This window comes from Lachnospira eligens (assembly GCF_009680455.1).
Lineage (GTDB): Bacteria > Bacillota > Clostridia > Lachnospirales > Lachnospiraceae > Lachnospira > Lachnospira eligens_A.
In genome coordinates this window covers 46,815-73,671 of the sequence record NZ_WKRD01000008.1, presented here as the reverse complement: position 1 = coordinate 73,671, position 26,857 = coordinate 46,815, and the positions used below count along the sequence as shown (strand labels likewise).

Sequence of the window (26,857 nt, the reverse complement as noted above, 5' to 3'; positions counted from 1 at the left end):
TATTCATGCCACATTATTCTTTACTATCCCCAACAATCCTGCCATCACTGATAGTAATAATCCTATCCGTCATCTTAGCAATCCCTTCATCATGGGTTACTATAATGACAGTCTTTCCAGACTTATTAATCTCCTTAAGAAGCTCTAACACCTCATGTCCTGTCTTCTGGTCAAGCGCTCCTGTCGGTTCATCAGCAAGTATGATATCCGCATTAGTCACCAAAGCCCTTGCTATCGCAACTCTCTGCTGCTGTCCGCCTGACATCTTTCCCGGAAGCTTATCCTTTTCTGACAATATTCCAAGATGTTCCATCTGCTTTAATATAATTCTTTTTCTTTCCTTGCGTTTGACATTGGCTGCAAGAAGCGGAAGCTCTATATTCTCATATGCAGTATAGTAATCCATCAGTGCAAAATGCTGGAACACATACCCAATCTTTTCCTTGCGCAGCTTATGTACCTGTGAACGGCTTGCCGCAGTAACCTCAGTATCATCAAGAAAATACTTTCCTGCTGTAGGTGTATCCATGCAGCCTATAATCTTAAGAAGTGTACTCTTTCCACTTCCTGACGCTCCCATAACCGAAATGAATTCGCCGTCCTCTATCTTAAGACTTACATCATCAAGCGCCTTTGTATCATCAACTTTTTCATTGTATATCTTTGTAATATTTTCTAATCTTATCATTTAATATCTCACTCCGTTTTTCCTACAATATATAATGAATCCTTTCTCAGTATTTTAACAACCGGATATCCCATAAAAAAAGCAATTGCAATTATTATTGCAGCAAACATCACCAGTACACCTGTTAAATTTATTTCTATAAAATTCGTTCTCATTATTAATACATTTATAATAAATGCACTTAAAATAAATATAATCAGTGCCGTTAAACATAGAAACAATATATTTACAGATATATCAGCTATTATCCTTAGGTTGCTCATTCCATATATCTTTTTTATTGCAATCTCTTTCTTTTTCTGTATAAACAGAAATTCCGATATAAGCAAACAATTCAGAATACAGAAAATGTATATAATAATGTTTGTGTTCATTTCCTCTCCAGAAATATCCTTTAACATATCACCATTCCCTGTTAAATTCATCTTCTGTGCTGATATCTGTGCTGTCTTATCAACACTTTTTATATTTCCATATACATTTGCGTAAGAATCGTCCAGTGCTTCAGTATTACTTGCTAACTGAAATGTATATGTGCCCTTAGAAATTATCTTGTTCAGAGTGTTTTCTCCTATACATTTCATATTAAAAACCATAGTATAATCCCAGTAATCTGAATTTTCACTGCCTATAATTCCACATACCTCATATGGTTCGTTTTCAATTGTTACATACCTTTTCCCATCTTTTTCATATGAATCTTTATACTTATACCTGCCTACAGCTACAATGTTTTTACCTTCATCTTCTTCCAAAGTTCCGGGAATATGCCCATTTACCATCTGATATGGAAATGATTCATTTTCTTTTATTATAACTTCACATTTGGTATTCCGTCCAATTTCAGCATATGCTAATGATAACTTACCACATACTGTCAGATTTCCTGCGTCCGCACCATTTGCAACATATTTAAACATATCATTAGCATTACCGGTTGTTATATTCATTTCTATGTCATTTTTATATAAAGAATCAATCCTGTCCTGCTCTTTTGCATATGCTTTATTATATATTGAAAGCGCTCCAAAAACAGAATAGAACATAACCAACTGACTAACTATAAAAAACACAGAAATCAGTTTGTACCTGAATACCTTTCTTAATATTCCTTGCATATATTTCATAATTATTTACCAATCTCTCCCTTCCAGCATATCAGTAACAGAAGCCCGCCTTATTATGATATATGGTATAATGTTTGATATCAGCATAACAACAATAATCTCAATTATTAATATAAACGGCATATAATATGTATGTGCCGCATATACACCCTCATAATAACGCCCCGTACTCTCAATTACTTCTTTTGGGAAAAATGTGCCAAATAACATTTTTATTCTTATGCACCAAGCCCCCACACCTGCTAATACTAAAACTATCATATTCTGTGCAGTTACTATCCACATTATATCTCTTTTAGACATCCCAGTACTCATCATAATTCCATAATGCATTTTACTCATAATACAATACATAATATTAGAAATAGATATAGCAATCACTGCAAGAACTACAATCATCACAGTTGCAGTAAATGTATTATTATCATCAATTATATTACTCTTTATATACTGTTGTTTAATTTCATCTCCATAATTAATAACACTGATATTTATGCCTTCTTCATAGCAGAAATTTTTAATATCATCAGTTACATTTTCAAACATTCCATCTTTACATTTGAAACAGATATTCTGTATCATATTCGAATAAACCTCAGAATCTAAAATTTTTTCAAGACTTCCAATTATGATAACAGCATTATCATCTAAAACATAATTATCCTGTGCTCCAAACGATGCGCCAAATAACTTATCTTCATGTATCCATCTTGCTCCAGCTTTTAAACAACCATCTGCCTGCACAACTGTTATCTCATCACCCTCATACAGCTGCATAACCTTATCCTTATTAAGTCTTTTCCTAAAAAAATTCCCCAGCAGTACAATCTTTTCATCATCTTTTAATACATCGACTTTATCTCTTATGTTTTGGTCTAATTTCAGATTACCTATATCTATAATATCTTTATCTATTATATATGCACCAATATAATCGCCATTATCTATGTCTCCATCAACAAGTGATGTACTGATAAAATACCCACACGAATCAATATCCTTAAGCTGCTTCATATATTCACATACCTTACTCGAAACAGTCTGGTCCTGCTCTCTATCAACAAAATATATAAATCCGCTATCATCAGGATTTACAGAAAATGACCTTTCTACCTGCCATATGTCATATCTGTCACCTATATACTTTGTAACAACCCTGTCCGTCATGTAAAAAGCCATATACGACATTCCAAAAAGAAGAAGCGTTACAAATATCCTTCGTGTATATATACGAAAAACTAATTTTAACTTATTATACCATCTCATTATCTTTATCCTATCCGCTCTAATTAATCATCTTCTCCGCATGTTCCCTTTTCCAGCTTGTATACTTTGCTTCATCATTAATATTGTAACAACCGACCTTTACAGTATTAACCCAATTATAACGTGGTTTTTCACTAAAAGTATACTTTATAACATAATTTCCATACTGCCCCTTTTTACTAAACTCAGAATAATCTATATAATATACATCAGTTTCAGTAATCCTTTTAGTTGCAAGAAGCTCACATGATTTATAGTTATCTTTTTTTAGTTTATCCAAAAAATCATACAATTTATCGCTATTAAATTTCTTGCCAAGTTTCTCTTTAAATAAAGCCTGCGGTACTCCATATATTTCTACTGTACATACCGGACCGCCATAATCTTTAAAATCCTCATACAGTGCAAAAGAATATGCTGCAACATCAACATCCGCCATTGCATCATCACCTGATTTATATTCTTTATCACCATCATTAATAAGATATGAAAATGCAAAACCAACACGTTCATCACCTACTCCTTTCGATGAATCAGAGTTGTATTTCAATGCGAAATCTGGCGTAGACCATGCATTAACTATCATACTGTCACACGCCGAATTTCCAAGTTTGCTTGATGTACCATCTGGTCTTGCCTCCCCTTGTAATTCCTCATCTCTAGCAGAATTTCCTCTTATATACATATCATCAAGATAGCTCACACCTTTTTTCTTCTCTTCAACATATGGGTAATATACATACAATCCAGAAGGACTCGGTTCATCATAGACCATAAAATCATTAACTATTGAATATCCATTCTCACTCTTTGTTGTTTCATATTCCTGAAGCACATAGTTTGGTTCAGTCAGTGTCTCGTTACTATCATGTTGTCCGCAAGACAACAACTGCAGTGAAATTGCCGCTAATAATACACATGCTATTTTTCTTTTCATATTCAATTTCCCCTAAAAACAAGAGCTGTTGTTTCAGTCCTAATTATAAAAACAACAGCTCCTTTCCTACAATTTATCATCCACTCAATCTACAGTTAAAACCTACTTGATGCAGTGAATTTTCACATCTATGCATAGACTCGAATCCATCAGCATCTTCATAACCGCCAACATACTGTGCTGAAGCTTTTCGTCCTACTGCAGTCCTGCTTGTACTCCATTCACTTCCATCATTGTAATATGTAGTTACATCTAGAAATAAATATGTAAATTCTGATGTTTTAGTATATGTCATTGCTTCCGCCTTCGCCTGTGAGCCACTTCTCTTTACAATAAGTTCTCCAAATCCATAAGAATCTTCATATCTAGCCGCTAAAACCATACTGCTTGACATAACTACAAACATTGACGTAAGAATGATTCCCCTCCTTATTTTAGTTCCCATCTTTTTCATGATGTTTTCCTCCTTTACATTTCATATTGATACATCTAATATCAACGACTTTAGTTGCTCTGTGCCTCTGTTATGCACAACTACTTTGTTTCCTTCTTCTTTAACACATCAGGCTCTTTTGGCTGATACATACTAAAAAACGAGGCAGAATTAACAGAAGCCTTAGCTGTTTTCTTAGCTGCCTCTGCCATTCCTTTAAGAATCCTCTTCATGAAATCTACCCTCCTTTCGTACTCCCAATAGTAGCAACAGTCCTATTATCAGAAGCATTGTATTAATATACAGGCTTATCTGGCATAAGAATGAGTATTTACCATATCTTATAACCACACCTATAATATTCAATATAAAAGATATAAGCATAGACGCTATTCCAAGCACTGCACTTACAATCATATATTTTTCTTTCTGTTCCATCGTAAGCTTCTTGTTATGATGCTCTAATGGAGCATTAAGAACAATTATAAGATATCCAGCTAAAGCTATAAGCCATGTGATGATGGTTCCTCTTACATACATCTGGATTCTTAGCATCAGCAACGAAATCATATATGTTCCGCAGTAACATACATTACATCCCACATGTGTGTCTGCATGATATCCACCTGTATACAATCTGATGACAATCATCATTATGTTGTATACAACTGCATACCATATGCTGCCTGTTATCAATCCAATGATAATCACCAATGCTACGCTTATAATCCCTGATATTATCAACTCCATACCATATGCACACACTTCTTTTTCTTCTTCTGTAATAACATCCTTAGAAAATAAAAAATCAGCTATAACCAATGCAACTGAATGAATCATATACATAATTCCTTTCACTTTATACATTGATTATAGCTGATTTAATTTTTTAAAAAAGTAGTTTGGCATATTCGGTAATATATGGCATATTCTGCACAATTTTAATTATCAAAAAGCTATTGACAAACCTTTTCTAATGCGCATCTGCACATCAGATAATTATCTCCCTGCTGTTCATAGTTGATAGTTCCATTATATTTATCAATAATATCTCTGATATTCATAATTCCGAAACCATGCATGTTCTTATCCTTCTTGGTTGTATTCATGTGTGGATTGTTCTTTAATACATTACCACTTGTGGTATTACCTATGTCTATATACATGCTGGCATTATCCTCTGCTATCTGGAGCTTAATTGATGGCTTCTCACATTGTCCTGCTGCTTCAATAGCATTATCACACAGATTCTCAAGAAGTATGTATAAGTCCATATCATCAACACCTGCAATATTCCCCAGTATATAACATGCCATGTCAATTCCAGCCTCGCGGCATTGGTTAATCTTTCTGTTCAGCAGATAATTAAGCACAATGTTATCACTTACAATCTCTGTAAGATTATTGTTCTTATAACCTTCACTGTATTTATCAAGCATCTCTGTTGCTTTATTATACTGTTCATCCCGTATCAGTTCTTTTATAAGTAATATTACATTCTTAAAATCATGTCTCTGCTTACTATTCTGTCTGTGCATATCAAGTATTGATTCAATATCTTTCTCCTTCTGCTGATATGCACTAAGCATAACCTGCTGACGGGTTTTCTGTTCATATACCTTCTGTTCCATAATAAGCAGTAATATACTGATAACATTAATTATTATAATGCCCGCCATGGCAATAAATGTATATATTACATTCATCTCATAGCTCTTATCTAATCGATATACCATAAGGCAGCATACTATTACCGATATAGCTGGTATCAAAGACATTATAAGCATGTATTGATTATCTTTTTCCTTTAACATTTGTTTTAATTTTATTATTAAAACAAATAAAACAGATAATATTACCTGAACCAATATAATTCCTACATATCTTTCAGCAGTACCATATCTATGTGCATTAAGAAAATCTTTCTTAACAACAAGTGATACCAACCCACCACCTAATAGTGCACTTCCAACCAGACAACATATCATCATGACATTGTAGAATATCTTCTCAATAACACTTCCGCTCAGTATCACAAAACTGAACATCAGTGAATATGCCATATATACATAGATTCCCACGCTCTCGAAGAACACAAGATGATTAGATACAGTAAGATATATGAATGTAATTAATATCCCGGCTGCACTGACATATTTCTTATTATACTTATCCTTACAGCCAAGACTTATAATAAGGAACACTGTCACAACTACACTCTGAAACAGATTTATGAAACTTTCGAATATTATATCTGTCATATGAACATTCTCCTTATCTCATCGACTCTACTTCTGCTTATGTGATAGACTGTGCCATCCTTCATAATAAGGTTATCTCTTTTTCTTTCCTTTATATAATCCTTATTGACCATCTCGCCCTGTGATATCTTAATGAAACCGAACTGCTTTAGCTGCTCTTCATATGTACTTAGGTTTGCTCTTATTTTTCTCTCGCCATTAACACCTTTGAATATAAGGTCATGTTTTATTACATTCACAGACACAATATCTGAAAGTCTTATTATATCGCCTTTCTCAATTACAAGTATTTTCTTTTTTTCTCTGAGAAAATCCATAATATTATACATTGTCTGTACAATATCTTTTTCAATATTATTCTTTCTTATAAAATCAATAGGAGTAAGACCAAATACCTGATACACATAATTGCTATGTGATGTGCAGAATACTATTCCTGCATTTTTATTTAATCTGCGTATCTCCTTTGCAATATCTAATCCACTCGACTTTCCACACTCAATATCAAGTATGAATATATCTGTGTCTTCTATCGCTTCATCAAGCATTTCTTGTGGAGACTGATATACCACAACTTCTGCTATATCAGTCTCTGGCACATGCTTTGCATATTCAGTCTTTATATATTTACCTATTAATCTGCCATGCTCCGGCTCATCATCGCATATAGTAAATCTAGTCAAGCCACTTCCCCCTGTGTGAATTACTTAAGCATTTCTTCCCAGTTCAAATGCCTTCCTGTTAAGCTCGAGGAATTTAGCAGGTACATTTTTCTCTATGGCATCCTGCCACTGCTCGTCTGTAATATCAGGGAAGTATGTTGAGAATCTTCCCATAAGTGCTATATTAACAGCCTTGGAAGAACCTGCCTCCTCTGCTAATGCAAGGAAATCTTTCGCATCTACCCTGGCACCTGCTGTTGTAAGCTTCTCAATAAGTCCTTCCGGATACTCTGCTGCCCCTGTAATTACAGGCATTGGCTCCATCTTCTGTGTATTGGTGATGATGACTCCGTCCTTCTTTAAGAATTCAACCCATCTTGCAGCCTCTAACTGCTCAAATGAAATGATAACATCAGCCTCACCCTTATCGATTACAGGTGAATATACTTTTTCACCATATCTTACATAAGTTACAACTGAACCACCTCTCTGGCTCATTCCATGTACCTCTGAAACTTTAACATCATATCCCTGCTTTAATAATACATATCCTAACATCTTGCTGGCAAGAAGTGTTCCCTGTCCGCCAACACCAACTATCATAATATTCTTTGTCATATTGAATCTCCCTTCAGTTACCTGTCTATACTTACATTCCTATTGCATCGAATCTGCACATCTGCTTGCACACTTCACATCCGATACATAATGTTGGGTCAATATGTGCTTTCTTATCCTTGAATGATATAGCAGGACAGCCAATCTGCATACATGCCTTACAGCCCTTGCAGGCATCCTGATTAATTGCTATTGCAGGCTTATGTACAGTTCCCTTAATCATTACGCATGGTCTTCTGCTTATGATTATAGACGGTTCTTTGGCAGCAAGCTCCTCTGTCACTGCTGTCTCAACTGCTGCGAGGTCGTATGGGTCAACAACTCTTACCCTGTTAAAGCCTAAAGCCCTGCATAACGCCTCAAGGTCAACCTTTCCTGCCGGCTCTCCCCTTAAGTTCTTACCAGTTGTAGGATTCTGCTGATGTCCTGTCATTCCTGTGATTGAATTATCAAGAATAATAACTGTTGAATTGCTCATGTTGTAAGATATATCTGTAATTCCAGTCATTCCTGAATGCATAAATGTTGAATCTCCGATAACACCTACGCTGTTGCTCTCACCAGCTTCTCCCATAGCCTTATTGAAACCATGAAGTCCTGAGCATGATGCACCCATGCAGACATTAAGATCCATCGCATTAAGCGGTGCAACTGCGCCTAATGTGTAGCATCCGATATCTCCATATACCATAATCTTTTTCTTGTGAAGAATGTAGAATATTCCTCTGTGTGGGCAGCCTGCACACATAACAGGTGGTCTTCCCGGAATCTGTGCATCTATTGATGTGAATTCTGGTTCTTCCATTCCCATGCATTTCTTAATAAGATTCTGTGAAAACTCTCCACATATTGGAAATGTATCTTTACCATGAACCTGTATTCCCAACTGCTTGCAGTGATTCTCAATAATTGGGTCAAGCTCCTCTATTACATAGATTTCGTCCTTGCCCTGTGCGAAATCCTTGATAAGCTTCTCTGGAAGTGGATATACCATTCCAAGCTTAAGTACGCTTACTTTATCGCCAAATACTTCCTTAGTATACTGGTATGATGTTGATGATGTGATTACACCTATCTTCTTACCATTAATAAGACTTCCCTCTGCACACTCTTCAATTCTGTTAATTCCACTTGTCTCTGCATACTGTATAAGGTCAAGTGTTCTCTGCTCAACTCTTACATGTGCATCTCTTGAATTCTTAGTCATCATGACCTTAGTTGGGTCTTTTACATAAGGAACCTGTGCAGGCTCTACTCTTTCCTCAGGACATACAACACTCTGTGAATGTGCAACTCTTGTACACATTTTGATAAATACCGGTGTATTGTATTTCTCTGATATCTCATATGCTTCCTTAACGAAAAGTCTTGATTCTTCTGAATCTGCAGGCTCAAGCATAGGTACTTTGGCTGCAAATGCATAATGTCTTGAATCCTGTTCGTTCTGTGATGAGTGCATTCCCGGATCATCTGCTACACAGATTACAAGTCCTGCGTTAAGTCCCTGATATGATATTGTAAATAACGGGTCTGCTGCCACATTTAAACCAACATGCTTCATTGCACATGCTGCTCTTACTCCGCCGAGTGTTGCTCCGTGTGCTGCCTCTAATGCAACCTTTTCATTAGGCGCCCACTCGCAGTATATCTCATCATATTTCGCTGCTTCTTCTGTTATCTCTGTACTTGGTGTTCCCGGATAACTTGATATTACCTTACAGCCTGCTTCATACATTCCTCTTGCAACTGCCTTATTGCCCAGCATTAATTCTCTCATAACATTCTCCATTCTATGTATTCTTATCAGCCTTTATTTTCCTGTTCTACAAGTCTGTCTGCGCCGTACATCTTACGAAGCTTCGGCTTCTCAATCTTTCCTGTAGCATTACGCGGAATATCTGCAAATATAATCTCTTTCGGACGCTTGTATCTAGGAAGTTCCATACAGAAATCTTCTATCTCTTCCTTAGTACATGTAACTCCGTCCTTAACTTCTATGATAGCCGCTGTCTTTTCACCCAGTCTGTGGTCTGGAAGTCCGATAACAGCTACATCTTTAACTTTATTAAATCTTCTGATGAAGTCCTCTATCTGAACCGGATAAATGTTTTCTCCACCGCTTACGATAACGTCTTTCTTTCTGTCTACAAGGAAGTAGAAACCGTCCTCATCCTGCATAGCCATATCACCTGTATATAACCAGCCATCCTTAAGAACTTCCTTAGTAGCTTCCTCGTTGCGGTAATAACATGTCATGACACCCGGTCCTTTAACACAGAGTTCTCCGACATCTCCCTGTTTTACTGTATTACCGTCTTCATCAACTATCTTACATTCCCATCTGTAACCCGGAATTCCGATGGCACCAACCTTATTGATATTCTCCACACCAAGATGTACACAGCCCGGACCTGTTGATTCTGAAAGTCCGTAGTTGGTATCGTACTGGTGCTTAGGGAAGTATTCCTTCCATCTCTTGATAAGTGAAGGTGGAACCGGCTGTGCACCTATATGCATGAGTCGCCACTGGTCAAGTCTGTAATCTGATAACTTGATGTCTCCCCTGTCGAGTGCATCTAATATATCCTGAGCCCAAGGCACTAACAGCCACACGATTGTACATTCTTCATCTGAAACCGCCTTAAGAATTGTCTCCGGCTTAGTTCCCTTAAGAAGTACTGCTTTGCTTCCTGCCACAAGACTTCCCATCCAGTGGAACTTCGCTCCTGTATGGTACAATGGCGGAATACATAAAAATGTATCATATCTTCCAGTTCCATGGTGCTTCTGCTCCATCTCGGCAGCCTGTGTAAGGCTTCTGTGCTTATGAAGTATAGCCTTAGGAAATCCCGTTGTTCCTGATGAAAAATATATTGCACCATAATCGTCTTCTGTTATAGTCACATCAGGCGCTTTGCTTGAGCAGTCAGCAACAAGCTCTCTGTAGCTTTCTGCAAAGCTTGGACAATTGTCTCCAACATAGATAAGGAGTCTGCCCTTTGATAATCTCTCAGCATTTACTTCAATTCGTCCGATAAACTGTGGTCCAAATACGATAACATCTACTTCTGCAAGCTCTGCACAGTAATAGATTTCATCTGAATCATATCTGAAGTTGAAAGGCACTGCTATAGCACCTGTCTTTAACACTCCAAAATATATAGGAAGCCATTCAAGGCAGTTATACATAATAATAGCTACCTTATCGCCCTTCTTGATTCCTCTGCCGATAAGCATATTGGCGAATCTGTTCGCTTTCTCGTTAAATACACTCCATGTAATCTCTCTGCGGTATGGTGAATAAGTTGTAGGCTCAATAAGCCCGAACTCCTTCCATGTCATCCTTCTCGTATCCTTCTCATCAGGATTGAGCTCTACCAATGCAACCTCGTCTGGATATTCTCTTGCATTGCGCTCTAAGTACTCTGTAACTGGCATAATAATTCCTTCCCTGCTGCCCCCGACAGCATGCAATTTCATTAAGCTATATAATACTATATTTCACTCAAAAAATCTAGGAAACTCCCAACCTTTCTCCGCTCTTTCGTCAAACTTCCCCTTTAATTCCATATTAAAAAATGATATGATTTAGTTAGTTAAGTTGCGCGTGTGTATCAGGCTGTCCGGCACCTGTCTGTGGCGCGGGAATGAATTTTGACGAGCTGTGCAGGAGTTAAGCCGCTATCTGCATAAGTGCAGTGCTCAAAAGCTCGTCCAAGCGAAGCGCGTTTGCTTTTGTGCAATGTAATAAACTCTGCAGACAGCGGCTTTTACTCCTGCTAAGCGAGACTCACTGAATTCCTGCGCCACAGACAGGTGCCGGACAGCCGGCCTACCGGACGCACACATGCAATCTACTATATAACATCTTTAAAGGGGGATATATTATGGCTTTACATGTTATGGACGAGGCCAACCGCTGCTTACAGTGCAAAGTGCCTCAGTGTCAGAAGGGATGTCCTATCAACACTAACATTCCTATGGCAATCCGTTTACTTAAAGAGAATAAGCTTAACGAAGCTGGTAAAATGCTTTTCGAGAACAACCCGCTTACTACCGTGTGCAGTCTTATCTGCAATCATGAGAACCAGTGTGAAGGTCACTGTGTACTTGGAAGAAAGGGTGCTCCTGTACATTTTTCTACTATTGAGAATTATATCTCAAGTACATATGCCAACCAGATGACCGAAGGTCCTAAGCCTTCTAACGGCATGAGAGTCGCAATCATCGGTTCAGGTCCTGCCGGTATCACTATTGCAATTATTCTTGCAAGATACGGATATCAGGTTACTATATTTGAAGGAAAGGACAAGATTGGCGGCGTATTAAGATACGGTATTCCGGAATTCAGACTTCCTAAGACTGTTCTTGACGACATTGAATACAGACATCTTGCCTTAAAGGGAATCAAAATTCGTCCTAACACCACTATCGGTGGTGCCATCGGAATTGATGATCTGTTCCGTGACGGCTACAAATCTATATTCATTGGTACTGGTGTATGGAAGCCTAACTCTCTTCATATTAAAGGAGAGACTTTCGGTAATGTCCACTTTGGTATCAATTACCTCAATAACCCTGACAGCTACCATCTCGGCGAAACTGTTATTGTTATCGGTGCCGGTAATGCTGCTATGGACGTTGCAAGAACTGCTAAGAGAAAGGGCTCTCGCAATGTCATCTGTTTCTCTATCACTAAGGAAGTTGCTGCAAGTAAATATGAATTCAGCTATGCACAGCTTGAAGGAATCACATTTGAATATAACAAACGCCCTGTTGAGATTAAAGATGACGGTGTTATATTCAGGGATATTATTGAGAATGAGGATGGAACTTTCACTGATGTAGAAGGAACTGATACACTTCACCACTCAGACAGTGTTATCATCTCTATCAGTCAGGGACCTCAGAACCGTATTGTCAACACAACAACAGGTCTTAAGGCTACTGCAAGGGGACTTCTTGACGCAGACGAGACTGGCCACACAAGCCGTCCTGGTATATTTGCATCAGGTGATGTTGTCAACGGTGCAAGAACCGTAGTAGAAGCTGTTGCACACAGCAAGATTGTAGCAGAATCAATGCATCAGTATATGCAGTCTCTGCCGAAAGATAGTGAGTAAATAGAATATTCTTAATATTACATCAGGTGGAAGTATGTATCAGCCAATACATATTTCCACCTGATTGTCTGTATATGACTTACGCTCGATTTATTACGAGCTGTGTGGGAGTTAATGCCGTTATATGCATAAGGTCTGTGAGTGAAAGCTCGTTCAAGCGAAGCGCGTTTGCTTTCGCTCACAGTAATAGCCTTTGCAGATGACGGCATTTACTCCCACTAAGCGCAGTAATCCATGAGAGCGTAAGCCATATACAGACGAGCTGGTGGAATACCATTGTCTATACTACTTCAACATCACCATATCCGCTATATACCACTTGCCGCTTCTTTTTACGAATATATACTCCATATGAGTAGGGTAATCTTTGAAACTGCCACTGTTATAAGATACTTGTAAATCAAAACTTACTTCACATGAAAAACAATCTTTTGTATATGACTGATAATTATATACTTTCATATCACTGAATGCTGGTTCCCTGCTTACCTCTAACCATATATTAGTCCTTGATATTCTGGACAGGTATGAGTATGCATATGAGCCAGGCAGTATGTATGGCGAAAGCTTTGCAAAGCTTTCATAATTAACTACATATTTACCGTAAATTTCTGTAATTTCTTTTATACGGCTTTCCTGTTCCTCTATCAGCTTGCCATTAGCTTCAAATCCAAATTCATATACATTATCTGTGCTGCTTATAAGCTCCAATTCACTGTTATACACAGGACCTGTTGCTTTTATTTCATGTTCTTTATATACATTCTCTATATGATATGTTGTTGTCTTAGGCATATTAATGTGTTTGGCAACATTACTTAGTACTTCTGCATCTTTAGTTTCTGTTACATATTCACTTCCTAGCTTATTACCATCAACTGTCACTTCTGAATTCTCCGGAACTATTATCTCATAGGTCTTTCCTTCACAGCTAAGTCCTGACACATCCGCAATTGTCCACTCATTTTTACTTCTTTTCTCAAGATATATTATTATATCTGTTTTCTGCCCGTCTTTCTTTAACTGATATACCGGATTATCATTAGTGTACTCACCAGACTTCTTAGTGTATGTCCACTCTCCCTCACATAATACATTTTTAATATATTCTCTCACAGCTTCATCTAACACTTCACTGCCTTCATAAGCATTTTCCCCTGTGTGTACATACTTTGTGAAATCTCCTGTATCCTGTAATTGTATCTGTTCAGTTATCTTATCCATAGCATACTCTGGTCGTGACTGCTCATACTTTTTTAAAGCTGTCCACAGGATGCTCCACAGTACAACAAATCCTATCAGTACTATGGTGACAACTATTATATATATTTTCCAGAATAACGGGATTTTTATTGTCTTTTTAATCATTATTTTCTCAGCCTCCGGCCTGCCCTTTTTAAACATTTATTTAATAATTATTGTTGTCGGTAAATCTCTTGGTCCATACATTGATGCACAACTGTTGATGTATTCTCCATTGTAATACATAAGTGATGATGAGCCACCATCAAGATTAGCCGCATTAACTGCACCATACTCAAGCATGAGCTCTATCACATCTGAATATGACGCTCCCAGACTGTTTACCTGGCGTCCATCTATTACTACAAGCAGTATTGAACCATCTTCTCTCTGTCCGATTGCTGTTCTTGGATTAAGACCGCTTCCGCTCCCATTAACTTCAACCGCTTCTCCATTAACAACAAGCACCGGCCCGAAGCTTACGGCATCTCTTACTCCCCGGTCAAGTGCCGCCTGTGCTGTCATATCTCCCACTACAAGTACATTATTATTGTCTATACCTATAATTCCATAAGTTGTTCCCAGTGACCCCCACTTTAACCTGCCTTCTGATATAACAAGTCCATCCGGCTCGCCACCTGTTCCTACTCCTCCTGCATCCCGAAAACCGCCGGCATTAGTCGCAGCTATTGCTCCATAGCTTTCCGCTATCTCTGATACTTTCTTTCCCTTACAGCTTTTTCCATATTCTCCGCTTGTTCCTACCATAACTCTTGATGGGTCTCTTACAATCATCATCTTACCTCTGTAAGTATCCTTCTCTATATCAATAACCTCTATCATTGATTTTTCTTCTTGTGTAAGAATTTTTGTATCTGATATAAGCGAAGAATCTGTCACTTCATTTGTCTTCTGTATGGAATTGATTGCTCTTATTCTGGCTATCTCTTCATCTGAAAAAAATAGTGTTACAAGTATTCCTCCTGCACTTGATTCCATTGCTGAATTAACAAACAGATTTCTTGCTGTCTTTGATGGTCCGAATTCCATAATTCTTACAACGCCTAACAGCCCTATAAGAAGCAAAACCACTGTGGTAAGAATACATATTCCTACTCTCCTTACTATTTTCAATGCTATCCTTTTCTTTGTCATAATTTCTATCCTTTCACACAAAGTAAAAAAATTATAGCATAAAAAAAGGCCAGAGTAAATCACTCTGACCATTATCTTAGACATATTCTGTTATAAATATATTCTACATATCTGCAAGCAATTCCTTTGCCTTGTCCATAGAATCCATATGAACATAAATATCGCACTTAGAATTCTTACTGTTATTAAGGAACTTGAACACGCCTGTGTGAAAATTCCACTTCTCAAAATATGATATATTGTTTCTTCTAAGAACTCTCTCTATCTTTCTGCTTTCCTCTAATGTTACATCAGAACGCAATAAACGTTCATTAGTTCCGACTTCTGACATACTGCTGCACCTCTTTACTAACGTCTGTTATATTAGTATGTTATCACATTTTTAATGTAAAATCTACTTTAGAAAATTAAAAAATCGGTCTGAACACTTGTCCAGACCGAATAAATATTTTAATAATACGAATTACGCAATTGTGTAAATCCATCCCTTAGGAGCTTCAATCTTGCCCATCTGGATACCTGTTAATGTATCATAGAGCTTCTGAATTGTAGGTCCCATCTTCTCCATTCCGCTTGGGAAGCAGATTTCCTTACCATGGTCGTTAATCTTACCAACAGGTGAGATAACTGCAGCTGTACCACAAAGACCACACTCTGCAAAATCCTTAACTTCATCAAAGAGAACTTCTCTTTCCTCAACCTCTAATCCAAGATACTCCTTAGCAACAACCATTAATGAACGGCGTGTGATTGATGGAAGAATTGAATTAGACTTTGGTGTTACGAACTTACCATCTTTAGTGATGAAGATGAAGTTAGCGCCACCTGTCTCCTCAACCTTAGTTCTTGTTGCTGGGTCAAGGTACATGTTCTCTGCATATCCTTCTTCATGTGCTGTCATAATAGCATGTAAGCTCATTGCATAGTTAAGTCCAGCCTTGATATGTCCTGTTCCGTGTGGTGCTGCTCTATCAAAATCTGAAACTTTGATAGTAATAGGCTTAGCACCGCCCTTGAAGTAAGGACCTACTGGAGTTGTAAGTACTCTGAACTGATATTCATCAGCAGGCTTAACTCCGATAACAGGGTTGCTTCCGAACATGTATGGACGGACATAAAGTGTAGCACCTGAACCAAAAGGTGGTACCCATGCTGCATTAGCTTCTACTGTCTTAGCAACTGCCTCTACCCACTTATCTTCTGGGTAAACTGGCATTTCAAGTCTCTCACATGAATCTTTCATTCTTGCTGCATTCAGATCTGGGCGGAACATAACAATGTGACCATCCTCTGTTGTATAAGCCTTAAGACCTTCAAAACATGTCTGTGCATACTGAAGGACTCCTGCACACTCGTTAATGACAACCTTGTCATCCTCTGTAAGTGTTCCGTTATCCCATGCGCCATCTTTATAGTTGGCTACGAATCTCTTGTCAGTCTTGATGTAACCAAAGCCAAGGCTTGACCAATCAATATTCTTCTTTTCCATTGTTAGTACTTCCTTTCATCTAAAGATACTGATGTAAAAAATGTTTTACACGATTTTGAGCATATTTTACGCTCTTAAAAATGTCATGTCAACATTTCATTATTCATCTCCGGTAATTTCTGTGTAATATTTAGCATAATCGGTTCTTTCTGCCTTAGTAAATGCAATTGCTGTTCTTGGATGCTGGTTAGTCTGACCGGTAAGCATGTACTGTACATCACATCCCCATACAACACCTGATGCTTTAAGTGGAACCATATGCTTCTCAATAAACTTAAGCACTGGAACAATATTAAACTTAGGATTTCTTAAGAACCCTAATAATAATTCTGAATAGCAGTTACCTGCACCTCTTCCCATTCCGCTTACTGTTGCATCAAGAAGGCTTACGCCGATTGAGCATGCCTCAATTGTATTGGCAAATGCAAGCTGCTGGTTGTTATGTGCATGTATACCAACACTTTTTCCATACTTCTCTGCTATCTTAATGTATTTGTCAGCAAGTCTTCTTACCTGCTCCGGGTATAATGAACCATAGCTGTCAACAAGGTATATGTACTGTGCCTTGCTCTGTGATGCAAGAAGCTCTAATGCAAGGTCTAACTCATTCTCACCTGCTGTTGATATCGCCATAATATTGACTGTAACCTCATATCCCATATCTGAACAGTAGTTAGCCATCTCAATAGCTGCTGGAATGGTATTAATATATGTTGCAACTCTCACCATATCAACAACTGACTCTGACTTAGGTGGAATATCTCTCTTCATATTAGTTCTTCCGACATCAGCCATAACTGATATCTTAAGTGGTGTATCATTCTCGCCAACAATAGCTCTGATATCTTCTTCCTTACAGAACTTCCACTTTCCGAATTCTTTCTCATCAAATATATCCTTATCAGCCTTATATCCAAATTCCATATAATCAACGCCTGCTGCCACATTAGCTTCATAAAGATCTTTAACAAACTCATCAGTGAATTCAAAATTATTCACAAGACCTCCATCTCTTAATGTACAGTCCATAACCTTGATGTCTGGTCTGTATGAAGTCAAATTACCCCTGTTTTCTGCCATAACCTGTTTCCTCCTGTAAAATTTCTCCCTGAAATTGTTTCCTTTTGGAATTGTACCCCTTTGGGATTGTTCCCTCTTGAGATTGTTTCGCTTTAAACCGTTACGCTTTAAAGCGTTAAACTGTTTTGAATTATAACACATCTTTCGAGGTTGTCAACTGTTGATGTAAGATTTTCAGCTTTGGCCTACTAATCTTTCATAACACTTTGCTTTAGTAGGTCTTTTTCCTCATTCTTGCTTACATAAGCTGACATATCATGCGTAAAAGACCTACTAACTCACCTATCTCTGCCTGTTTAGTAGGTCAACTCCTGCTCTCCATCTCTTTTCCCTAGCTAATTCACCTACTAATCTTCCATTACACTTCATCCTAGTAGGTCTTCGCCTGATTCGCTCTTACATAAGCTGGCTTATCACTCTTAAAAAACCTACTAAACAAACCACTTCTGCCTGTTTAGTAGGTCTCTCCCCACACACCAAAAAATTTGCTTGGCATAGTACAACTACATATCACAACTGCACTGCTCATCCAAGCAATATGCCGCCTCACGACTTCACCATCAGCCTCTCAATAAACACATCCATCAACGCATTAAGCCCCTTAAGGTATTCCTTCGCATTAGTGAATTTCTTCTTAGTTACAGTCCATATGAATGCAGGATTGGCGTCTACTCTCATCTGGATTGCACCGCCATACTCGTCAAGAAGCTTCTTTATAGCATCCGGGTCTAATTCAGCCTTAGGATAAACTGTCATAACTGTACGCCATACTGCTGTTCCTGATTCCTGATGTGCAACGCCGCCCTTTATCTCTATCATGCCAAGTTTATGTGCCTTTGACTTGATAAGCGCAATCATAAGCAGATTGTCGGCGCATGATGGCACACTTCCGTATCTGTCTGATAACTCGTCCTTCATATCTGATAATTCATCCATGTTCTCAAGTGCAGCAATTCTCTTATATATATCAAGCTTCTGGTACTCACTCTTAATATATGTTGCCGGAATATAAGCGTCCACATCTACATCTATTGTTGTCTCAAACTCATACTCATTCTTAATTCCCCTAAGATTGTTGACCGCCTGATTAAGCATTTTACAGTACAGGTCGTATCCTACAGCCGCCATGTGACCGTGCTGGCTGTTTCCAAGCACATTTCCTGCACCTCGGATTTCCAGATCCTTCATCGCAATCTTAAAACCCGAACCAAAATCCGCAAATTCCCTGATTACGCTGAGTCGCTTCTCCGCTACCTCTGTCAGTACCTTATCTCTTCTGTACAGTAAAAATGCATACGCAGTCCTTGAGCTTCTGCCAACTCTTCCTCTTAGCTGATAAAGCTGAGAAAGTCCAAAACGATCTGCATCTTCAATTATCATTGTGTTGCAGTTGGATATATCCATACCTGTTTCAATTATAGTTGTAGACACCAACACATCTATCTCACCATTAACGAAATCACACATTATCTTCTCAAGCTCCCGTTTAGCCATCTGACCGTGGGCATATGCCACATTTGCATCAGGAACAAGCTCCTGAATGTGTGCAGCCGCCTCATCAATGCTTCTTACACGGTTGTATACATAGTAGACCTGACCGTTTCTGGCAAGCTCCCTTGTGATTGCCTCTCGTATCATCTCATCATTATGCTCTGTAACGAAAGTCTGTATCGGAACACGGTCAACCGGAGGCTCTTCAAGAACACTCATATCCCTGATTCCCGCAAGGCTCATGTGAAGCGTTCTTGGAATCGGAGTGGCACTGAGCGTAAGTACATCAACATTATTCTTTAACTTCTTAATCTTCTCCTTGTGTGTAACACCAAAACGCTGTTCCTCATCAATAATAAGAAGTCCCAGATCCTTGAACACCACGTCTTTAGAAAGAAGCCTGTGTGTGCCTATTACAATGTCAACCATGCCCTTCTTAAGTTCCTCAATAGTCTCCTTATTCTGTGCTGAGGTTCTGAAGCTTGACAACTGGGCTACCGTAACCGGAAAGTCCTTCATTCTCTGTTCAAATGTGGTAAAATGCTGGCTTGCAAGTACTGTTGTCGGTACAAGATAAGCAACCTGCTTTCCTTCCTGAACTGCCTTAAATGCTGCTCTTATCGCAATCTCTGTCTTACCATAGCCTACATCTCCACATATAAGTCTGTCCATTACCCTGCGGCTTTCCATGTCATGCTTCGTGTCTTCTATCGCATTTAACTGGTCTGTTGTCTCCTCATAAGGGAACATTTCCTCAAATTCCTGCTGCCATACCGTATCCGGGCCAAACTGGTATCCTTCTATCCTCTGTCTTGTGGCATACAACTCAACAAGATCTTTAGCCACTTCTTCAACAGCTGAATGAACCTTTGACTTGGTCTTGCCCCACTCTGTACCTCCAATCTTATTAAGCTTCGGCTTTTTCTCTACATCTGAACCCGCGAATTTCTGCAGACGGTCAAGCTGTGTTGCAAGAACATACAGGTTGCTGTTATCAGCATAAGATATCTTAATGTAATCTTTCTCAACACCTTCAACCTTAATCTTCTCAATGCCCTTATACTGACCTATACCATAATTCTCATGAACAACATAATCGCCAATATTAAGTTCATTAAAGCCGGCAATATTCTTGCCGTCGTACTCCTTCTTCTTTACTTTCTTGCGTTTCTTCTCTGTAAATATGTCAGTCTCGGCAATACACACAAATCCCTGCAGCGGATACTCAAATCCTCTGTGAAGGCTTCCGTAAGTAACCATCACAAGCCCGCCTGCCATGGATTTATTGCTGTCCTCTGTATAGAAGCTCTCAATTCCAAGCCTTCCGAGGTCGTCAACAATTCTGTTAGCTCTTGTTCTTGAGCTGCATACAAGAAGAACTGCGTATTTGTTGCGTTTGTACTTCCTTATGTCATCTGAAAGATATTCAAAGCTGTTATTATATGAGCTGATGCTTCTTACTTCAATGTGCATTGAATAATCTATCCCAAAGAATTCAGGGGTGTATTCAAGTGTTGTCAGCACAAGCTGCTTATGTCCATTCATTGAAAGAACGGCTGTCTCCATATCCATAAACATATGTGTCTGGCTTGGAAGCACATAACCGCTTTCTAATCTGTTCTTCATACTCTCACTGTACTCATAGAAAGTCATGTCGCTGTGTTCCTTAAGCCTTGCAGGTTCGTCTACGACAATAAGAGTATCTCCCTTAGGGAAATACTCTGCCAGACTGCTCACTCTGTCTGCAAATGTATATATGAATTTGCTGTAATCTCCTGTCCTTAACGCGTCATCAAACATTCTGTTAAGATGATTTCCAGCCTCTATCTGTTCCTTAGTACGCTTTCTTTTATCTGCTCCAAACAGCTTCATCTGTTCGTCTTTTTCATGTCTGATTTTTTCAATCCCATGCTCTATCTCATCCTCAGTAAAAAGGAACTCTGTTGCAGGAAATACTGTATAACTCTTATAGTTCTCAATCGAACGCTGGCTGTCTGCATCAAATGCCCTTATTGAGTCTATCTCATCGTCCCACAATTCAATTCTCACAGGTGCTTCATCTGTATATGAAAATATATCTATTATTCCGCCTCTTATGGCAAACTGTCCTTTGGCTTCAACCATTCCGAATCTCTCGAATCCCATAGCTGTAAGCTTCTTTGCCATATCATCTACATCGAGTATGTCACCCTTCTTAAGGTTAATGACTGCCCTCTTGAATCTGTCGACTGGAAGAAGCATATCTGATATTCCATCAATGGTTGTCACAATTGTAAGCGGTCCGTCTGAAGCTTCCTCTGTTGATTTCTCCGTTCCAGATTTTACAATGTCCGATTTATTCAATCTGTCAATTATGGCTGCTATACATTTGATTCGCTCTCCGGCAATCTGTCGTCCCTGCACATCTGCGTTATAAAATATTACATCCTTCGCAGGATAATACATTACATTTCCACCGTTAAAGAATCTGGCATCCTCCGCCATATCCCTTGCTTTCCCCTCGTCACTGGTTATAACAAGCTGGAAATTATAATTGCTGGCTATAGCACTTGAAAAATGCAGCTTCTGCGTGTCAATACAGCCACTTACCATTACTGTTCTGCCACCATCTTTAGCAAGCTCTTTATTAAGTTGTTCCACACCGGCTGTATTATACACCGGCTCAAATATTGCTTTCATATTATACCACCAGTTATCCGTTATATTTATTCATACCACTTTCTATTCCATCTGTAAGTATGCATTCTACAGCTTCACAGGCTTTCTTATTAGCCTCTCTTAATGTTGCATATTCCTCTGTAGGAAATTTCCCAAGCACCCAGTCTGCAAGATCCCAGTTCTTAGGCTTATCGCCGACTCCGAACTTTATTCTCTTGAACTTGTCGCTTCCAAGATGTGCTATTATACTCTTGATTCCATTGTGTCCACCTGCACTTCCCTTTGCACGGAGTCTTAGTTTACCTACGTCAAGACTTATATCATCGAAGATAACAATAAAATCATCTATATCACATTTGTAATAATCCATAACTTCTCTTATACACTCGCCTGAATTATTCATATATGTCATTGGCTTAACAAGTATTACTTTCTGACCTGCTATTACGCCTTTTCCGATAAGTCCTTTGTGCTTTGCTGTGTCCACACTGATATTATATTTGTCTGCAAGCTCGTCTATTACTGAAAATCCTGCATTGTGTCTTGTTCCCATATATTCTTTACCCGGATTACCCAGTCCCGCTATTATATACATAACATCCTCCTGATTAATTATCATATATTAGCAAGTATATAACATATTTCTTCTTTTGGCTATCTTAACGCACCATCTGTAACCTGACAGGTTAAGACAACCATATCTTTATCCAAAAAGTCCCGCAAGTCATAACGACCGCGGGACATTTTGTTATATTAAACAATTATTCAATTATAATTATTTAACAGATATTCTTCTTTTCTTTGATACAAATACAATTCCTGCTAATGCACAAAGTATTAATACTACATATAATGCAATTGGAGCTGTATCTCCAGTCTTTACAGTTTCACTTGTTGACTCTGTTGTTCCATTAACATTATTGTCTTTTCCTGTTTCTCCACCGTCTGCTACATCATCCTTTGATGAACCGTCATCCTTAGAGATAACTTCTTTATAATGAACCGGCTTCCATGTTCCAAGAACTGTATCAACAGCAGAAACATTTTCTAAATCAATGTAATTAACAACAGCATCTAATGTACTATTAGTGCAGCCTGTTGTCACAAATGCTTCACCCTTGTTTGTGTTATTGTACTCATTGAAGATTGCTGAAGCCTTCTCTCCATTAGACATTTCTGTCCAGCCTTCTGAGTCAATGTATCCGTTAGTCTCACACTCAATAAATGATGCATTAGAGTTAGCACCCCATGTTCTACCGTACTTACCTAATACTGCTGCATCACCATGTGCTCCATCTGTTGTAACCTCACAGTTTCTGAATACATATGGGCTTGTCTTAGGTGCAACAATGTAACCAATCTTTGCATTGTTATTTTCATCATTCTTATATGTCTTCCACTGTAACTTACAGTTATCAAATACAGCTGCAAACTCACCACAGATATAATCTACATTACCACCGATTGTACAACCGTTGAAATATGCGTGATATCCATAATTTGCTGAACCATTTCTACCAAGTGTATCCTGTGATGAAAGAATTGAACAGTTGAAAACTTCAATATTATCAGCCTCAATATAGAAAGCATTTGATCTCTCTTTAAACTTGTAATCTGATACATCTGCGCCTTCTGCTAATCTGTCTACTGAAAGATTTGAACCTGCAATATCTGTCTTCTCAGCCTCTGTTAAGTAATAGTTGTATGTATTCAGGAATGTTGTATTCTCTGCAACAAAATTATTACCTCTAACAATGAATACTCCACCCCAGAGACTTCCATTTCCTTCTTCAGATGAGTATCTGTCCATAGCAAGTGTCTTATTGTAAAGACCTGTTGCTGGATCTATTGAATAATACTTTGTTCCAACACCATAATACCATGAAATTGTATGTCCATTACCCTTAAGTGTTACATATGGTGCAGCCATAACTACCTGTTCAAATACATCAGATGTAAGGTTAATAGTTACTCTGCCTGCTTCGCCTTCTGGTCTGTTCTGCATACCAAGAATAGCATCTGAAGCTTCATTTAATGTATCATAATCGCCAGGAACATTAATCTCTGACTTGAATTCTGTCATAGGAACAACTGAAATTCCTGTAATATATGTTGTTGCACCAAAGTTAACAACAGCATCACCTTCAACTACTATCTCAAATGTATCTGTCTTAGATGTTGTACCAACTGATGTATAGCCCTTATCAGTTTCTGTACTATCGTACTTCTCTCCATTAACTGTAAAGTTGAATGCATAGTAAGTAGAAATAGCAACCTTAGCTTTTCCCTTTACTGGAATTGTAAGTGAAGAATCAGCTCTTGCTACTGTGTGAGGCTTTCCATTCTCTACTGCAATACTACCTGCTGTTGCAAGAGATGGAACTCTTGTATAGCTGTAATCTCTCTTAGATGCTGGATCATCCTTCTCTACATATACATCATTAACATTATCAACACCAGCCTTAACGGATGCTCTGTCATATGTTGTTGATCCATCCTTAGTCTCTACGCTTGTTGTATATTCTCCAGGCTTTACAGAAACCTTGTATGAATCTCCTGTTATTGTTGCTTCATTTACTGTTCCACTAGTATTATTAGTAAATACAAGCTTTGTAACATTAGATGAATCTGTGCCTACAATCTTACCTGTAAGTTCAACATCCGGAACATTATTAAGTGTGATTGTAACTGCATCACCTGTTACTGTAAATGTCTGTGAATCACCTACGAGTGGCTTAACACCGCCATCGTTAGAGCTTACTCTGTATGTGTGTCCCTTAAGAAGCTTAAGAGATTTTGTTGTTGTGCTGAGAGATATCGCATCTCCACCTAACTGGTCATCTACTAATGATAACTTTAATCCGCTACCAATTGTTGCATCAATATTATTTACAGTTACCGGAACTGTAATCTTCTCATCTGCAATATAGCTGTATCCAGCATAGAACATATTATTAGTCTTTCCTGTTGTTGACATAACATATGTCTTACCAGGAACAACTTTAAATGAATATGATGTTAATCCTGTTTCTGAATCAACAAAGCCTTCCTTAGTTCCATCAGCATTGAAAGTATGTACTCTGAGGAATGATGTTGAATTATAGTAAACTGTCATCATACCCTTAGCAGCTGGTGTAAATGTAGCTAAACATCCATCACCTTCACCTGGAAGATTAGGAATATTATTGGCATCAGCATGTCTCTTACCTGATGTATAAGCATCATGTTCAACACCATTAATTGTAACCTTCTTATCTGGCTTTACTGTATACTGAGTAATAACTCCGCCTACTGTCTGTCCACCTAATGTAAGTGTGCTGTCTCCGAACTTGTACTCACCAGTCTTAACAACACCATCTACAGCATGCTCATCCATAACAAATGTAAAGTTTTCTACATTAGCTTCTGGCTCTGCAATATGCTTTACATCAATGCTTCCAAGATATCCATCAGCTGTTGCAACTAATTCTACATATCCTGCTGCACCTGAGTATTGATACTTGAATTCTGTAGTGCTGACTTCTGTTCCTTCAATTGTAGCCTGCTTCTCTTTATATGATCCAATTGTGATTTCACATGAACCCTTAACCGGAATCTTAACAACAGCTCCTGTGTTAAACTGTGCCCAGTCACTTCTTGTAGAATCAAACTTACCAGTTGTAGCATCAATAACTAAGCCATTAACTTCACCTGTAGTTTCCTGAATGAGCTTTCCGTTAGAACCCATTAATTCAGAACCTTTTCTGAAGTTCCATGTTCTGTCTCCGTTATCTTTTGATTCTACTAATGTTAAATTCTTAATCTTCATCTCACCTGAATCACCGCTTGCAAGTGTATCTGGTGTAAGTAAAATATAACCATCCTCAAAAGCTGCTGATGAAACTGTTACAGTAGCTTCTTTATCACCATTGATATTAACAGCATTAGGAAGTTCCTCTCTACCTGCTGTATTCAGACAGATGACTGCATTCTCTCCGCTCTTGTCACCAACATAAACATATCTGTTATTGTTGTTACTAGAAAACTTTAAAGTAAGTGTAGCTGATGTTGCTGTTGGGTCAACAGGAACAGCAATAACAGCATCCTTTGTTTTCTGAGCTGATAATCCTGCTCCTTTAGTCTTAACATATGCTGTACCGGCAGCAACCTTTATTCTGCCAACCTCATCACCTTCTGCTAAAGTAAGTGAACTGCTTCCTGAGTATTTTGAAAAATCCCATGTTGTTATTCTTTCGTTATTCTCCCATGTACCAGCGTCTACTACGACCCCAGATTCAGCGGTCTTATCATCGGCTTTAGTATTAGTAATACTGCCTGGCATGAGAGCTGCAACCATAAGAACCGCCATGAATAATGATGCAATTCTTCTGATCTTACGCTTTTTCATAAACTTCATAATTATCCTCCTTAAATATATTTGCACACGATAGTGTCTTTCGCGGTAGTTTTCCGCTTTTGTTACCATAATACATTTATGTAATGTGTTTTGCTACCGCTTTTTTTGTTTCTTGAGTTGTTTTTACATATAATTTTGGCTTGATTTTTTAACCATTTGTTAATTACAGCAATATTTCAACATGTTTTTTGTGCAAAATGTATATATTGCACTTATTTTGCTCTAAAATTT

Annotated in this window: 21 protein-coding genes; 1 reads left to right on the top strand and 20 read right to left on the bottom strand. The window is 38.2% G+C overall.

The window, feature by feature from the left end; all coding sequences use genetic code 11:
• Nucleotides 1-13 precede the first annotated feature (13 nt).
• The 12 genes from GKE48_RS11030 to GKE48_RS10975 form a co-directional block, all read right to left on the bottom strand.
• Nucleotides 14-688, bottom strand: coding sequence for an ABC transporter ATP-binding protein (locus tag GKE48_RS11030; protein WP_154301076.1), 675 nt, complete (start codon nucleotides 686-688; stop codon nucleotides 14-16).
• Between the two features lie 8 nt (nucleotides 689-696).
• Nucleotides 697-1,815, bottom strand: a complete 1,119-nt coding sequence (locus GKE48_RS11025; RefSeq protein ID WP_154301075.1) for an FtsX-like permease family protein — start codon at nucleotides 1,813-1,815, stop codon at nucleotides 697-699.
• Nucleotides 1,816-1,821: 6 nt separating this feature from the next.
• A complete protein-coding gene (locus GKE48_RS11020) occupies nucleotides 1,822-2,994 on the bottom strand; it encodes an ABC transporter permease family protein (RefSeq protein ID WP_154301074.1) in 1,173 nt (390 codons plus the stop codon).
• Nucleotides 2,995-3,100: 106 nt separating this feature from the next.
• Nucleotides 3,101-4,018, bottom strand: a complete 918-nt coding sequence (locus GKE48_RS11015) for a hypothetical protein (RefSeq protein ID WP_154301073.1) — start codon at nucleotides 4,016-4,018, stop codon at nucleotides 3,101-3,103.
• 76 nt (nucleotides 4,019-4,094) lie between these two features.
• Entirely contained in the window at nucleotides 4,095-4,472 is a 378-nt protein-coding gene (locus tag GKE48_RS11010) for a hypothetical protein (protein ID WP_154301072.1), read from the bottom strand.
• Between the two features lie 80 nt (nucleotides 4,473-4,552).
• Nucleotides 4,553-4,684 carry a cyclic lactone autoinducer peptide gene (locus tag GKE48_RS11005; RefSeq protein WP_118010223.1) on the bottom strand — a complete coding sequence of 44 codons (132 nt, stop codon included), beginning with the start codon at nucleotides 4,682-4,684 and terminating at the stop codon, nucleotides 4,553-4,555.
• Nucleotides 4,668-5,318 carry an accessory gene regulator B family protein gene (locus GKE48_RS11000; protein WP_154301071.1) on the bottom strand — a complete coding sequence of 217 codons (651 nt, stop codon included), beginning with the start codon at nucleotides 5,316-5,318 and terminating at the stop codon, nucleotides 4,668-4,670. The genes GKE48_RS11005 and GKE48_RS11000 overlap by 17 nt, the downstream gene beginning before the upstream one ends.
• 89 nt (nucleotides 5,319-5,407) lie before the next feature.
• Complete coding sequence (locus GKE48_RS10995; protein ID WP_154301070.1) at nucleotides 5,408-6,712, bottom strand: sensor histidine kinase; 1,305 nt, start codon at nucleotides 6,710-6,712, stop codon at nucleotides 5,408-5,410.
• Nucleotides 6,709-7,395, bottom strand: a complete 687-nt coding sequence (locus GKE48_RS10990) for a LytR/AlgR family response regulator transcription factor (protein WP_154301069.1) — start codon at nucleotides 7,393-7,395, stop codon at nucleotides 6,709-6,711. Before GKE48_RS10990 ends, GKE48_RS10995 begins: the two co-directional genes overlap by 4 nt.
• A gap of 24 nt (nucleotides 7,396-7,419) precedes the next feature.
• Nucleotides 7,420-7,992: an indolepyruvate oxidoreductase subunit beta gene (locus GKE48_RS10985; protein WP_118009934.1), complete on the bottom strand. Its 573-nt coding sequence runs from the start codon at nucleotides 7,990-7,992 to the stop codon at nucleotides 7,420-7,422.
• A gap of 31 nt (nucleotides 7,993-8,023) precedes the next feature.
• Nucleotides 8,024-9,769: an indolepyruvate ferredoxin oxidoreductase subunit alpha gene (gene iorA / locus GKE48_RS10980; protein ID WP_173016926.1), complete on the bottom strand. Its 1,746-nt coding sequence runs from the start codon at nucleotides 9,767-9,769 to the stop codon at nucleotides 8,024-8,026.
• 26 nt (nucleotides 9,770-9,795) lie between these two features.
• Complete coding sequence (locus tag GKE48_RS10975) at nucleotides 9,796-11,430, bottom strand: class I adenylate-forming enzyme family protein (protein ID WP_055216401.1); 1,635 nt, start codon at nucleotides 11,428-11,430, stop codon at nucleotides 9,796-9,798.
• 449 nt (nucleotides 11,431-11,879) lie between these two features.
• Here GKE48_RS10975 and GKE48_RS10970 point away from each other — a divergent pair, with 449 nt between their 5' ends.
• Nucleotides 11,880-13,115 (top strand): NAD(P)-dependent oxidoreductase, encoded by a 1,236-nt coding sequence (locus GKE48_RS10970; RefSeq protein ID WP_055286492.1) that lies wholly within the window; start codon nucleotides 11,880-11,882, stop codon nucleotides 13,113-13,115.
• A 285-nt stretch (nucleotides 13,116-13,400) separates the two neighbouring features.
• On the opposite strand, the gene GKE48_RS10965 is transcribed toward GKE48_RS10970, so the two are convergent.
• The 8 genes from GKE48_RS10965 to GKE48_RS14860 all read right to left on the bottom strand — a co-directional run bounded on the left by GKE48_RS10965 (nucleotide 13,401) and on the right by GKE48_RS14860 (nucleotide 26,626).
• On the bottom strand, nucleotides 13,401-14,483 hold the full coding sequence (locus GKE48_RS10965; RefSeq protein ID WP_154301067.1) for a hypothetical protein: 1,083 nt from the start codon (nucleotides 14,481-14,483) through the stop codon (nucleotides 13,401-13,403).
• 36 nt (nucleotides 14,484-14,519) lie between these two features.
• Nucleotides 14,520-15,512: a phosphodiester glycosidase family protein gene (locus GKE48_RS10960; RefSeq protein ID WP_173016925.1), complete on the bottom strand. Its 993-nt coding sequence runs from the start codon at nucleotides 15,510-15,512 to the stop codon at nucleotides 14,520-14,522.
• A 103-nt stretch (nucleotides 15,513-15,615) separates the two neighbouring features.
• Nucleotides 15,616-15,843, bottom strand: a complete 228-nt coding sequence (locus GKE48_RS10955; protein ID WP_012740132.1) for a hypothetical protein — start codon at nucleotides 15,841-15,843, stop codon at nucleotides 15,616-15,618.
• Between the two features lie 132 nt (nucleotides 15,844-15,975).
• Nucleotides 15,976-17,001, bottom strand: coding sequence for a branched-chain amino acid aminotransferase (locus GKE48_RS10950; protein ID WP_022098998.1), 1,026 nt, complete (start codon nucleotides 16,999-17,001; stop codon nucleotides 15,976-15,978).
• 99 nt (nucleotides 17,002-17,100) lie between these two features.
• Nucleotides 17,101-18,081 (bottom strand): aldolase catalytic domain-containing protein, encoded by a 981-nt coding sequence (locus GKE48_RS10945; RefSeq protein ID WP_012740134.1) that lies wholly within the window; start codon nucleotides 18,079-18,081, stop codon nucleotides 17,101-17,103.
• A gap of 546 nt (nucleotides 18,082-18,627) precedes the next feature.
• On the bottom strand, nucleotides 18,628-22,251 hold the full coding sequence (gene mfd, locus GKE48_RS10940) for a transcription-repair coupling factor (protein WP_154301065.1): 3,624 nt from the start codon (nucleotides 22,249-22,251) through the stop codon (nucleotides 18,628-18,630).
• A 13-nt stretch (nucleotides 22,252-22,264) separates the two neighbouring features.
• Nucleotides 22,265-22,825, bottom strand: coding sequence for an aminoacyl-tRNA hydrolase (gene pth, locus GKE48_RS10935; RefSeq protein WP_022098996.1), 561 nt, complete (start codon nucleotides 22,823-22,825; stop codon nucleotides 22,265-22,267).
• A gap of 180 nt (nucleotides 22,826-23,005) precedes the next feature.
• Nucleotides 23,006-26,626, bottom strand: a complete 3,621-nt coding sequence (locus GKE48_RS14860; RefSeq protein ID WP_194173945.1) for a pectinesterase family protein — start codon at nucleotides 26,624-26,626, stop codon at nucleotides 23,006-23,008.
• Nucleotides 26,627-26,857 lie beyond the last annotated feature (231 nt).